8 protein-coding genes and 1 riboswitch are annotated in these 13,807 nt (G+C 57.3%); all 8 genes read left to right on the top strand.

Annotated features, from left to right (window positions below):
• Positions 1-6 precede the first annotated feature (6 nt).
• The 8 genes from NSU01_RS09060 to NSU01_RS09095 all read left to right on the top strand — a co-directional run bounded on the left by NSU01_RS09060 (position 7) and on the right by NSU01_RS09095 (position 13,730).
• Complete coding sequence (locus NSU01_RS09060) at positions 7-2,373, top strand: helix-turn-helix domain-containing protein (protein ID WP_076242584.1); 2,367 nt, start codon at positions 7-9, stop codon at positions 2,371-2,373.
• 107 nt (positions 2,374-2,480) lie between these two features.
• The gene (locus tag NSU01_RS09065) at positions 2,481-5,360 is read left to right on the top strand and encodes a hypothetical protein (RefSeq protein ID WP_339302958.1); all 2,880 of its coding nucleotides are present in this window, start codon (positions 2,481-2,483) and stop codon (positions 5,358-5,360) included.
• Positions 5,357-6,052 (top strand): DUF1961 family protein, encoded by a 696-nt coding sequence (locus NSU01_RS09070; RefSeq protein WP_179093413.1) that lies wholly within the window; start codon positions 5,357-5,359, stop codon positions 6,050-6,052. Before NSU01_RS09065 ends, NSU01_RS09070 begins: the two co-directional genes overlap by 4 nt.
• Before the next feature lie 571 nt (positions 6,053-6,623).
• On the top strand, positions 6,624-7,424 hold the full coding sequence (locus NSU01_RS09075; protein ID WP_076242585.1) for a polysaccharide deacetylase family protein: 801 nt from the start codon (positions 6,624-6,626) through the stop codon (positions 7,422-7,424).
• 107 nt (positions 7,425-7,531) lie between these two features.
• The gene (locus NSU01_RS09080) at positions 7,532-8,728 is read left to right on the top strand and encodes a hypothetical protein (RefSeq protein ID WP_256703765.1); all 1,197 of its coding nucleotides are present in this window, start codon (positions 7,532-7,534) and stop codon (positions 8,726-8,728) included.
• Positions 8,725-11,127: a glycoside hydrolase family 88 protein gene (locus NSU01_RS09085; RefSeq protein ID WP_339302961.1), complete on the top strand. Its 2,403-nt coding sequence runs from the start codon at positions 8,725-8,727 to the stop codon at positions 11,125-11,127. Before NSU01_RS09080 ends, NSU01_RS09085 begins: the two co-directional genes overlap by 4 nt.
• 272 nt (positions 11,128-11,399) lie before the next feature.
• A riboswitch (cyclic di-AMP (ydaO/yuaA leader) is annotated at positions 11,400-11,586 on the top strand.
• Between the two features lie 154 nt (positions 11,587-11,740).
• Positions 11,741-12,286, top strand: a complete 546-nt coding sequence (locus NSU01_RS09090; protein WP_144025964.1) for a hypothetical protein — start codon at positions 11,741-11,743, stop codon at positions 12,284-12,286.
• A 22-nt stretch (positions 12,287-12,308) separates the two neighbouring features.
• Positions 12,309-13,730, top strand: coding sequence for an SPFH domain-containing protein (locus NSU01_RS09095; RefSeq protein WP_039295561.1), 1,422 nt, complete (start codon positions 12,309-12,311; stop codon positions 13,728-13,730).
• The last annotated feature ends 77 nt before the right edge of the window (positions 13,731-13,807 follow it).

A 13,807-nucleotide genomic window follows, 5' to 3' on the forward strand; every position in this document is an offset into this window, starting at 1 on the left:
AATGATATGGAGAATGGAACGGCAGGGGAACGAAAGGGATATACAGGGGGGCGTACCGGCCGGAAGGGCCGGTATTACCGCAATAATCTCATTATTGTGCTGATCGTTTCGTCTATCCCCGGCCTGATCATCGGGTCTCTGGTGTACTTTATGGCAGGGGGCAATCTGGAGAAGGAGCTGCTGGGTATGCATAACCGCCAGATCGAGCAGCGTGCGGACAACATTAATGACCAGCTGTCCAATCTGGAGCTGATGCTGGCCCACTGGGCGTTCGAGCCGAAGTTCGACTACAGCCTGAGCAACATGGATTTCACCCTGAATCATGAACGGGCCTGGGATATTACCAAAACCCTGGTGGTCATGCAGGGCTCGAATTCGATGGCGCGGCAGGTGGAGCTGTACCTGGCGGGCGATCAGCCGGTGCTGTTCGGCACGGAATACGGGACACTGGCGCCCGAAGAAGATGCAGTGTACGGGAAGCTGCTGGAGCAGGAGCGCAGCACCTATTGGACGGAATGGGCGTTTGATCCGGCCAAGCCGGAGCAGAAGGAGCTGACACTGGTGCATCATATTCCCGGCGGAAGCCTGGAGCCCTTCGGGGCACTGCTGCTGCGGATGGACACAGAGAAGGTATCCGCCATGCTGCGGACCATGACCCCGTACAACACGGGGGAAGTATTCATGCAGCAAAAGTCCGGGGGCCTGTTCATCTCCGGGAACGGGATCGATGCAGCCACACCGTTTGTTACTGCGCTGCAGAAGGCGATAGCAGACAGAGGCATTAAAGACAGCACATCGTTCCTGTATGACTGGGACGGAGTTACTTTCGCGGTGACCTACGGCGATTTCTCCCGGATTGCGAATGAATGGATGTATGTGTCGGCTTCTCCGATATCCAGTGTGACTTCACCGGTGGTGGGGTTATCCCGGATGATCATCCTGGTCAGCTTGTGCGCGCTGCTGCTTGCGGCAGTCCTCTCCTGGATTGCTTCCCGCAAAATCTACTCGCCTGTCCGCCGCCTGCTGCAGACGCTGCTTCCCGAGCATGCGGCCTCCGGGGGCCGGGTGGACGAGATGACGCTGATTGAGCGGCACTGGCAGAATCTTCACGGGCAGCGGCATGCCCTCCAATACACGCTTTCGGAGCAGCTTCCGCATGTGCAGCAGAGCTTTCTGCATCAATTGTTCCAGGGTTATCTGTATGCCTATTCCGAACAGGATCTGCTTAGCCGGATGAAGCAATACAAGTGGGAAGTGGACAATTGCGTTTTTGTAGTGCTGTATATTCAGCTTACAGGAATCTCCAGCCTGGAGGCCAAGTTCCGCAGCGGTGACGAGAGCCTGGTGTCCTTCGCGGCGGTAAACATTATCGGCGAACTGGCTGCTGAGCATTTCGGGCGGGCTGAGACCGTTAATCTGCATGACCTTACGTCGGGCATTCTGCTGATTGAGCAGGGAAGCGGCCCGGAGCCGGAGCGGGTTCAGGCTTTCGGTGAAGAACTGGCAGCCACGATCAACCGGATGCTTAAGCTGCAGGCAACTGTAGCGTACAGTGCAGAGGTGAACAGCATCTCCGGCATTCCGCGCTCGTTCGAAGCGGCGAAGCAGGCAGCCAGTCACCGCAGATATGGAGGCGGGAACCAGGTGATCAGCCTGGAGCAGCTGGAACGGGAAGGGCAAGGCACGCAGCTGCCGCAGTATTCGTTCGCGCTGGAGCGCGGCCTGATTCAGGCGCTGCGTACCGGCGAAGCGGAAGAGGCGGACCGGCTGCTGGAGGAGTTCCTGAAGACGCTGTCCGAGGGCGGCGCGAAGGTCATTGACGTGCAGCAGGGAATGCTGCATCTGCTCGGCGCGATCCTGCATGCGGTGCTTGAGGCAGGGATTGCCCCGAATCAGCTGTTCAAGGGCAAGAACCTGTATGCAAGCCTGTCACAGATTCATGAGCCGGGCCTGATCCTCTCGTGGTTCCGCGGGCATGTGGTGGCCCCCTTCCTGAAGGAGCTGTGCGAACGTTCTGACGCCGGCATCCGGCGGACGGTTGAACAGGCCATGCTGTACATTCAGCAGCATTATATGGACAATATTTCGCTGGACAGCTGTGCGGATTATACGGGAACCAGCCCTTTTCTGCTCAGCAAGTCCTTTAAACGGGTAACCGGAATTAATTTTATTGATTATTTAACAGAGCTGCGGCTGGACAAAGCTAAGGAGCTGCTGCGCGATACGGATCTGAAAATGAACGATGTCGCCCAGCAGGTCGGCTATCAGCAGAGCTATTTTAACCGGATATTCAAAAAACAGGAGGACATCACTCCGACACGCTACCGTGAACTGAGCCGGCATGAAGGGGAGAAGGAGAACGGAATCAGGTGAGACAGGTACCAAAGGGCTTCTCATTTGCCGTACACGAATAAGCAGCTTTCTCCGGCTCGGATCATTAGTCTCTGTGATCGGTGATGTCACATAAGGAGATGACCGTTTTGTCCTCAGCCATGCCAATACAATTACGCTGGTTGAATCAGCCAGCTGCTGCTGCGGGGGTTACCTGGGGCGTACCCTGGTCCAAGGGAGAACTGAAGCGCGGGGACCTGTCCGCCCTATGTCTTAACGGGACGGGGGAAGGTTCCAGTCTGCCGCTGCAGAGCCGCCCTGCCGCCTATTGGCCGGACGGCAGCATCAAGTGGTCGTTTCATTCGGCCGTATGCCCCGACGGGAGTACGGAGGGTTATACGCTGGAGCGGTCTGCAGTGCCGGGGGATATGCCGGCAGCCCTGCAGGTGTCCGTTCAAGAAACAGAAGAAGCCTATATTGTCGATACCGGCACCATCCTGTGTACCGTGGGCAAGCGGGGGGCGGGACCAATCTCCCGGATTATCCGCCGGGCTCCGGAGGAATCCGGAGGTTCCGGCAGCGATCATGGATATTCCGGAGCTGCGGAGGCTGTTGAAAGTGCGGCGTTGTCTGCGGGTGCAGGTGCAGATGTTGGCGCGGATACAGGTGCGGGTGCAGGTGCAGATGTTGGGGCGGATGCAGGTGCGGGTGCAGGTGCAGATGTGGGCGCAGATACAGGTGCGATTGCAGGTGCAGGTATGGGCGCGGATGCTGGCTTGGAGCAGCAGGGTTGCCGCTCAGAGCAGCTCCTGTGCAGCGGAAGTGAGCTGGTCTGCCTCCGCGAGCAGCGCGATACGCTCAGCGGTGAGCTAACACTGCGGCAGGAACGCTTTACAGGCGTGACCCGCAGGGCAAGCCTGGAAGAAGCCGGACCGCTGCGTGCTGTGGTTCGGCTGGAAGGCAGGCATAGAAGTGTGAGGGGAGCCAGAGAATGGCTTCCTTATACTTTGCGGCTATACTTCTATGCCGGGCTGGATTCCATCCGGCTGGTGCATACCTTTCATTATGACGGCAATCCGCAGCAGGATTTCATTAAGGGGCTGGGCATCGTGTTCAAGGTGCCGCTAAGCGGTCCGTTGTACAACCGCCATGTCCGGCTGGGTGGCAGTGAAGGAATCTTCAGCGAGTCGCCCAAGACGCTTCATACCCGCAGGACCAAAGGCAAATACGCCGTCATGTTCGCCGGGCAGCTGGAAGGAAAGCTCCAGCAGTTTGACCCGGGGGAGGATGCTTATTTCACGGGACTGCTTCAGGATTCTGCAGTATGGGACAGCTTCAAGCTCGTTCAGGATTCGTCCGAGCATTATGTAATCCATAAGCGGACAGGGGCGGGCTGCACCTGGATTAAGGGGGCAGAAGGCCGGCGGGCAGGAGGGCTAAGCTATGTCGGCTCGGAATGCGGCGGTCTGGCCGCCGGAGTGAAGAACTTCTGGCGTAAGCACCCGTCAGGGCTGGAGATTACCGGCACCTCCGGCAGTGAAGCAGCGTTAACGGTCTGGTTCTGGTCGCCGGAGGTTCCGGCCATGGACCTGCGCCACTACGATACGAAGACGCATGTGGAGTCCTCCTACGAAGGCGCAGATGAACTGCGTGCTACACCGTACGGTATTGCGGGCACCAACGAGCTGACCTTGTGGTGCACCGCGGAAACGCCGGGAACTGCACAGCTGCTGCAGATGCAGCAGGAAGCGGATGAACCGGCGCTGCTGGTCTGCGCTCCGGAGTATTATCACCGCAGCCGGGCGTTCGGCCTGTGGAGCCTGCCGGACCGGAGCACACCGGCCAAGGCCTGCCTGGAGGACCGGCTGGACGGCATCCTCTCCTTTTACCAGTCGGAGATCGGGCAGCGGAAATGGTACGGCTTCTGGGATTATGGCGACTTCATGCACAGCTATGATCCGGTCCGCCATGTCTGGAATTACGATCTGGGCGGCTGCGCCTGGCAGAATGCCGAGCTGGTGCCGAATATGTGGCTGTGGCTCAGCTTCCTGCGGACCGGGCGCGCAGATCTATTCCGTATGGCGGAAGCGATGACCCGGCATACCAGCGAGGTGGATGTTTATCATTTCGGGGAATATGCGGGCCTTGGCTCACGGCATAATGTCGTGCACTGGGGCTGCGGCTGCAAGGAAGCACGGATAGCTATGGCCGGACTGCACCGCTACTACTATTATCTGACCGGCGATGAGCGGACCGGCGACATCATGGACAGTGTGAAGGATGCGGATTATTCCACGGTGACGCTGGACCCGATGCGGGCTTATTTTCCGAAGGATGAATTTCCGACCCATGTGCGGGTAGGTCCGGATTGGGCGGCGTTCAGCTCCAACTGGATGACCCGCTGGGAACGGTATGAAGATACGGCGTACCGCGACAAAATCATAATGGGAATCAACTGTATCAAAGCGGCCAATCTGCGGCTGATCTCCGGTCCAACCTATGGCTACGACCCTAAGACGGGAATTCTGAGCGCTATGGGTGATGACAACTGGGGACGGCATCTGGCGATCAGCATGGGCGGGCCGCAGGTATGGTTCGAGCTGGCGATGATGCTGGAGGACCCGGAGTGGGAGGATATGCTCGCGGAATTCGGCGTGTTCTACAACCTGCCTCAGGAAGAGAAGGATGTCATTACCAGAGGAGCGATTACAGGCAGGCTGCGGTTTGAGCATCCGGTGCTGAGTGTGGCTATTGCTGCCTATGGCGCATGGTACAAGGATGACCGGGCTACTGCTGAACGCTGCTGGAACATCCTGCTGGAGAATCCGTTCGGAGCCGTTGACCTTCAGGCAGAGCAGACGCTGGTTACTTACCTGGAACCGCTCCATGAGATCGGCTGGATGAATACGAATGAAGCTTCGCAGTGGTCGCTGAACACGATCATTGCCCTGGAGCTGATTGCTGAAGCTCTTCCGGAGCGGGGAGCAGGAGCAGAGGCGGATGCCGGAAAGGCGGTGGCGGCTGAGTGACTGCGCAGCAGGACTTGACGCTGATTCCGGAAGGCTGGCGGGAGATCTACCGCAATACTTTGGAAGGACCCGGGCATGTGGAAGGTTTCCGGATGGAAGGCGACGGCATAGTTACCTTTCCGCAGGGACGTTTAAGGCTGGAGAGTAAACGGGATGCAAAAGAAGGGCAGCAGGCGAATGTGGTCTTCTGGTGCCCGGAGGTTTGTCCGGCGGAGCTTGCGGTATCGTGGAAGTTCCGCCCGCTGCGGGAACCCGGACTGGCTATTTTGTTCTTCGCTGCTGTCGGCGCCGGGGGCAAGGATCTGTTTGATCCGTCCCTGCCGGTCCGCACGGGGGAGTATGACCAGTACCATCATGGGGAGATGAATGCTTTCCACATCTCATATTTCCGCCGGATGTGGGAAGAGGAGCGGTCCTTTCACACCTGCAATCTGCGCAAAAGCTACGGCTTCCACCTTGTCGCGCAAGGCGCTGATCCGTTGCCGGATGTTGCCGATATGACCGGAGCCTACCGCATGCTGGTCGTGAAGCAGGGTCCTGCGGTGACCTTTGCCGTGGACGGATTGCCGCTGCTGCACTGGGTGGATGACGGTTCGTCCTTCGGCCCGCTGCTGGCAGGCGGCAGAATCGGCTTCCGGCAAATGGCACCGCTGATTGCAGAGTATAGTGATCTGGTTGTCTATGCTCCTTGATTGCCCGGCGGAACGAAAAGAAAAAAAGAGGCGATAGGGGAAATTTCGCACTGCAGGAGGATTGAACCGGTAATCTTTCGTATTAGCACCGGGTTCCTTGCTTGAAATGCTGGCTTTCTGTGACGCTCCCTTAGGGCCTAAGCTTTAACTGTATTTTGTGCAACTAAAGCGATCGATTATTGCACTGCGAGAGCTTTAATTGTATTTCATGCAGTTAAAAGTACTCATATTTGGAAAAGAAGACGTTTCGCCATTTTTAATTGTACAGAATACAGTTAACCCGGCAAAACCCGTGTTTTGCCGTCTTTTAAGTGCAGGAAATACAACTATATAGAGTGAGCTTAAGAATCTGACTTGCTGCATGGACGAAATCCTTGCTCCGCAAGGGGGGGCGTCCATCAACTGGCCATCATTCTATAACTGCTATCTGCTCCTCATTATTACACTCAACAGACCTGCTAGCGCAAGGTTCTGCAGAGGAAGTCTTTTACAAGTTCAAGCCATATAGTTCAGATCCTAAGTGTGTCTTATATAGATCTTCATTTTCATATGTAAAGGAGGCTTAACCGTAATGTCTGGAGTGTATTACTGCTATCCGCAAGGCCGGCATAAGGCGCTGACGATGAGCTATGACGACGGCAGACGGGCAGATGAACGGCTGGTCGGCCTGTTCAACATGCACGGAATCAAGGGTAGCTTTCACCTGAATTCGGGACTGCTTGGAGAAGGGGACCGCATTCGGGCAGAGGAAGTCGCCGCCTTGTACCGCGGTCATGAAGTCAGCGCGCATACGCGGAGCCATCCGACCCTGGCACGCTGCCCGCAGGAGTATATCGTTGAGGATATTATGGAGGACCGCAAAGTACTGGAAGGGCTAATCCGCCAGCCGGTCCGCGGAATGTCTTATCCGAACGGGTCCTATACGGCAGAGATCAAGGGGCTGCTGCCCCATCTGGGCATCGAATATGCCCGTACTGTCCAGAGCAGCGGCGGTTTCGCCCTCCCGGAGGACTGGCTGGAGTGGCAGGCCACCTGTCACCATAACCGGGATTTGCTTGCCCACGGGGAGACTTTTATAGGACTGCATAAGCGCCAGTATCTCTATCTGATGTATGTGTGGGGCCATAGCTACGAATTCGACAATGATAACAACTGGGAGCTGATGGAGCGCTTCTGTGCCATGGCCGGCGGCCGGGACGACATCTGGTATGTGAGCAACCTGGAGCTGGTTCATTATATGAAGGCCTGCCGGGGGCTGATTTTTTCTGCCGCACGGGATTTTGTATACAATCCGGGAGCTGCTGCCGTCTGGCTGGAGGTTGCCGGAACTGTGGTCGGGGTGCCTGGAGGACAGACTGTGGAGTTAGGCTGATTACAGGACTGGGATAGAGATAAGGAGGAATTACTGTGAAAAAAACGAATCAATCGCTGCACCGGCTGGCCGGAATCGATATTTCAGCCGCCGGTCCAAGATGTAAAATGCTGCTCGGTGATCTGGACGGGGACGGCAGGGCAGAGCTGCTGCTGGTTCAGCCGGATAACCGCCAGGATGTCCGTTATATTCCGCATCAGGTGCAGTGCCTGACTGCCTATGATCTGGAGGGCCGTCTGTTGTGGCAGACCGGGAAGCCGGATAATGGTGCAGGCAGCTCAGGGTCGGATTATCCGGCCCAAATCTTCGATATTGACGGAGACGGCGCGCTTGAGGTGCTGTGTGTGATGGATGACCGGCTGCAGATTCTGGAGGGGGCGACGGGCAAGGTCAAGTCGGTCCATCCGCTACCGGCCAAGGAAGCCCATGACTGTATCATTATTGCCGACCTGAAGGGCAGCGGACATCCTTCCGACATTATCCTCAAAGACCGCTATCATCAGCTGTGGGCACTGAACTCCAGCTTCGAATTGCTCTGGACCCATCAGGGCAATGTGGGGCATTATCCGTGGGTGTTCGATCTTGACGGAGACGGGCGTGATGAGATCATGGCCGGATATGATCTGCTGGATGCGGACGGAAACCGGCTGTGGAGCTGCCATGATCTGGAGGATCATGCGGATTGTCTGTGGGTCGGCGATGTGAATGGAGACGGAGTGCCGGAGCTGGTGATCGGCGGCAGTGTGACGGTGATGTATGACCGTGACGGGCATGAGCTGTGGCGGTATGAAGGCTCCATTGAATCGCAGCATCTGGCGCTCGGACGGTTCCGTCCCGACCTGCCGGGTCTGCAGATTGCCGGTCTCGACCGTATGGTCCGTGAAGATGACGGCAAGGGCCTGCGCGGTAAAGATGCGATGTTTCTGCTGGACCAGTCCGGTCAGGAGCTGTGGAAGGAAGAGCGCACCACGGACGGCTGGCTGACGATCGTTGAAGCCGTAAGTCATTTCTGGAAGGATGCGCCGGATTATATTCTGGCTTACCGCCGGGGCGAAGCTGTGCTTCCCGCGCTCTATGACGGCTATATGAATATCGTTGCCCGGTTTGCCGAGCAGGGATACGCCGTGCATGGGGACCTGCTGGGCAGCGGGACCGAGCAGGTCATTATTTATACGGATGAGCTTGCGGCCGTCTATGCCGGCGAACCGCTCCCGCTGCAGGCGGTGCATCCCGGGCGGCAGCTGCCGCAGCCCAAGCGGCTGTACAGCTCCACCCTCTATCCCGGCGGTGAGGTGGCGTTGTGATAGGCGGTGAGGCAGGCAATGGAAGGGTGACGGTGAAGAGTGGTGAGGCAGCGAAGAGCGGGCATACTGTGGAGGCTGGCGGGACTGTGAAGAACAGCAAGACTGTGGAGGCTGGTGTTCCGGCATATTTTGATCCGCAGAATTCTATCGTGCGTACGGCTGGAGAGCATACCGAATCCGTGCTTGCGATCGTAGCCAATCGCTATATCGGTGCCAATCCGCCGCAGCCTCCGGTGTACCGGGTGCATCTGGAGGACAGCTTTCCGCGGCTATCCGACTGCCGGTATGAGATGAATCTGAAGGAACGGCTGCCGGAGCTGCAGGACGGGGAATTTGTCTATGTCTGGGGCAAGCTGTGGAGCGAAGCAGAGAGCGATATCCCGCTGGCTGTCAGCTGCTTCGGTCCGGTAACGGTCTATGTCAATGGCTCCGCCGTGTTCCAGTCCAATCTGAACGACGATGTATTTCCGGACCGCAGGGCCTACTTCCGGACCGGGCTAAGCCAGGGCTGGAACCATGTGCTGCTGGAATTTACCGCAGTCGGCACGGGCTGCGGCGGCATCTTCGGCACGGGCAGCGTGAAAGGCGCACCGCTGCATTTCCTGGCCCCGACAGCCGGGCGCAGCGGCTGTGAGGGCTGGATTTACAGCGCGCCGCAGCAGAGCAGATGGATGCTGCAGCCGGAGTGCGAGCGCGCCGGCGTTCCTCAAGGAGGAACAGCAGCACTCCAGGCGGAGCCGCTGCAAAGCGCATTCCGCAGCGGCGCGGCCGAAGCGGCGCTCGCGTCCCGCTGTGCCTGGTATCCGCAGGCCGGATGGCCGGATACCGTGGCTTGCGCCGGGAATCTCGCGCGTATCTTCGGCGAGGTTCCCGGCGCGAAGGCGCTGGCCTGGAGCCGGCTGGCGGTGACAGCGCCGGGCTTCACTGACACCCGGCTGAGCCTCCGCAGCCGGGACGTGGCGGCACTCCGGGTCTATGTGGATGGCAGGCTTGCCGCCATCCAGCCCGGGGGGAGTGCCGGGCTTGAATGTGTGCTGCCGCTGGGCTTCGGCAGCCATGATCTGCTGGTCGAGGCCGTCTGCGATGGCCCGGACTGGGGCTTCCGGCTGGAAGCGGCGGACGCAGGGGGAGAAGCGGAAGCGGACACCGTGAACCTGGTCTTGCCGCATCCTGTGGAAGGGCAGGCAGGACCCTGGCTGTATCTGGGGACCTTCCTTGCATCGGCTGCACCGGAGGCTGCTGCGGCGGCTATGATGGATACTCCCTTTGGGGAAGGGGCGGAGAGCTGCTTCTGGCGGGTAGACCGCCCCGGCGGAGCGGTCAGGCCGTATCTGGAGAGCACGCTGTACGGACGCTGGAATTATCCGCTGGGCGTGACGTTATACGGGCTGCTGTGCACAGGGACAGTGCTGGATGATTCCCATTACACCGCTTATACCAGAGGCCATATTGAGCAGTGCACACGGCTTCATGAATATTCACTCTGGGACACGGGCCGTTACGGCGCTCCGGGAATTAATCAGCAGCTGGCGCTAATCGACTCCCTGGATGATTGCGGCTCATTCGGTGCGGCGATGCTGGCAGCGCACAGCGTGCAGCCGCTGCCTGGAGCAGCCGGGGCGGCAGAATACATTGCCCGTTACATTCAAGGGACACAGTCCCGTGACGAGGCGGGTGCGCTCTACCGCACCCGGGGCACGACCGATTTCATGCAGGGAACAATGTGGTGTGATGATTTGTATATGAGCACCCCTTTTCTGGTCCGGTACTATCAGCTGACCGGCAATGCTGCCTATCTGGATGACGCCGTGGCCCAGTTTCTGCATTACCGCGCGCGGCTGTTCCAGCCGGAGCTTGGCATTATGCACCATGTCTATGACTATAAATTCGGCAAGCCGAACGGTGTGCCTTGGGGCAGAGGCAACGGCTGGGTGCTGTTCTCACTGACCGAGCTGCTGGAGATTCTGCCGGAGCAGCACCCGCAGCAGCCGGAGCTGCTGGATTATTTCCGGGAGCTGTGTGAAGGGTATCTGCGGCTACAGGATGCTGCAGGGCTATGGCATCAAGTTCTGACGGATGCTGAATCCTATGCGGAGGCATCCTGCTCTTCAATGTTCGTGTATGCCTTCGCTAGAGGGGTGCGCAGAGGCTGGCTGCTCAAGCCGCACCCCTACGCCGCTGCGGCAATACGCGGCTGGCACGCCCTTGCCGAATACTGCATCGACAAGCAGGGGAATGTCTACGGCGTCTGCCGGGGATCAGGCTACTCCTTCAATAAGCTCTATTACAAGGAGCAGCTCACCTGGCAGCTCAACGATACTCACGGAATTGGCATAGTACTGCTGGCCGGTATTGAAGCGCTGGAGCTTACGCGGGAGCTGGAAGCACAGAAACGATAAAGAAATTATACTGTATTGATAATATTTGCCGGCCGGGGCTGTCTAGTAAGCAGATTCACTGCTTACTAGACAGCCTCTTTGCTATGTAACAGCACTGCTCCAGAGAAACGGAGCAAAAAGGAGTAAATCATCGGCCGCTTAAGAACGAAAGCAAAGAATACGCCTTCATTCATGCAGGGACGGCATTTTTGGCTTCTTTTGTCAACCGCAGCGTTTTACATTAAATGGCTGCAGGCGTAAGATTCAAATCAACAACCGAATGAAATTTAACTGTTCTCAAATGGCTGAATTCCAGTAATGGGAACGGGGGAACCAACGGTGATTACGGCTTTTGCTCAGATAGCGGCCGCTCACCTGGGGTGAATCCTTGCTGCATGCTGTAACGGTGCTCCGGCAAGGTAGGGCAATCTCGCTGCCCGAATCCGTCAGCTAACCCCGTAAGCCTCGAAGAGAGAGGATGAGCGCCATGATCGATTAACCGACCACGGAGAGCCCTGTTGCTGCTGTGGTCTTTTTGCTGTGCAGCAGCAGGGAAGACGGTCTGAATCAAAAATAACAATTCATATAACAACGGGAAAGTGTATTTATAATGTGATCTGAACTGCCTAAGGAGGTGATCGTTATCTTAACTATATTTATCGTGTGCTTCTGGGTCGGACTGCTCCTGCTCCTCAGCGGCGGACTTCACGGACATGGCCTGACGGGTCATCTGCATGCGGGGGGCGGTGACGCCGGGGGGCCGGGCTTTGTGCCTATACTCCCGCTGATGGTGTTTGTCACAGTCTGGGGCGGCTCCGGTTATGTGCTTATCCGCTTCAGCGGAATGGGCGTGCTTGCAGTAGTGCTGATCTGCACCATGATTGCCTTGCTGACAGGTTGTCTGATGTATGCAGTGCTGGCCCGGGTGATGACCCGGTATGACAGCAGCATGAATGAATTGGATTATGAGCAGGCAGGGCAGCTTGGATACATCAGTGTACCTGCAGCGGATGGGGCAGCCGGGGAAATGAAATATGTGCTGCACGGAACGATGCGCTCCATTGGAGTGCGGGCAGCAAGCGGCCAGCAGCTTGTGAGGGGCGACAGGGTGATTATTTTGAAGGTGGATAAGGGAATGGCGGAAGTAACCCTCTTCGAGAGGGAATTCGGAGAATTATAAATGACGGGGAGTGTCGGACCAAATGGTTATTCTTTATTTAATCTCGGGCATTGTTGTTGTTATTCTGCTGGCTTTGTTCAGTATAGTGACCGCTTATAAAAAAGTCCCGCCCAATCAGGCGATGATTGTATACGGTCTCGGCGGTAAAAGAGTGGTGCAGGGCGGCGGTACGTTCGTCATCCCCGGCTTCCAGAACAATAAGACCATCTCGATGATGCTGATGAGCTTCGATGTCATTCCGGCGCAGGCGATGTTCTCCCGGCAGGGCATCAAGCTCAACCTGGAGGCGGTCGCCCAGATAAAAATCAAAAGCGATCCCACCGCTATTCTGACGGCCAGTGAGCAGTTCATCGACCGGCCGGAAGAAGACCGCGAGACGATTATCCTGCATTCGGTGGAGGGCCACCTGCGCGGCTTGATCGGGCAATTGACGGTGGAATCCATCCTCAAGACGCCTGATGAAATCAACAGCAAGATGAGGGAGACCTGCTCGGAGGACCTCGACAAGATGGGGCTTGAGGTCGTCAGCTTCACCATCAAGAAAATTACGGATGACAAAGGGTATATCGACAATATGGGGGTTCCGGAAATTGAGCGCATCCGCCGCGATGCCAGCATTGCCAAGGCGGAAGCGGAACGCGACATTCAGATCAAGCAGGCCGAGGCGGAGAAGGAATCCTCCATTGCCAAAGCCAATGCGCATCAGGCCACCATTGAAGCGGGAACCGCCGCCCGCGCGAAGGAATCCCTGTTTGAGAAGGAACTGAACATCAAGCAGGCGGATTTCAAGCTGGAGACAGAAGTGAAGAAGGCACAGGCGGATCTTGCGTATGAATTGCAGCAGAACAAAATTAAGCAATCGCTCGTTACCGAACAGGTCAAAATCACGCAGATGGAAGCGGAGGCCAACCGCACAGTCCGGGAAATTGAAGTCGAGCTGAGACAGCGGGAGCTGGAGGCAACGGTGATCAAGCCTGCCCAGGCGGAGAACCAGGCTACGGTCATGAGAGCGGAAGCCGCCAAGCAGCGGCAGATTCTTGAGGCGGAAGCCGAGGCAGCGACAACGACCAAGCGCGGACTGGCCACGGCGGAAGCTGAGCTGGCGAAAGGGAGAGCGAATGCGGAGATTGTCCAGCTGGCCGGAGCGGCGGAAGCGGGAGCCCTGGAGAAGAAAGCCGAAGCGTACAAACAGTTCACACAAGCTGCGCTTACCGTGGAATTCCTGAAAATACTGCCGGAGCTGGCTGAGAAAATTGCTTCCCCGCTCGCCAAGGTGGATAAGATTACAGTGATTTCCCAGGATGGAGCCACCTCAGGCGTGAACAAAATTACCGGTGATATCGCCAAAATAATGGCCCAGGTTCCTGAGTTGACTCAGACGCTTACCGGTATGAATGTGACCGAAGCGCTCAGCGGACTGCTTGGCCGGGATAAAGAGCAGTAATTCATATACAGCAGCAATAAAGCCGCCGTTCTTTCGTTAATGGAGAATTGCGGATTTATTGCTTTTTTGTGTGCCGG

This window comes from Paenibacillus sp. FSL H8-0259 (assembly GCF_037963255.1).
Taxonomy (GTDB): Bacteria; Bacillota; Bacilli; order Paenibacillales; family Paenibacillaceae; genus Paenibacillus_AQ; species Paenibacillus_AQ phytohabitans.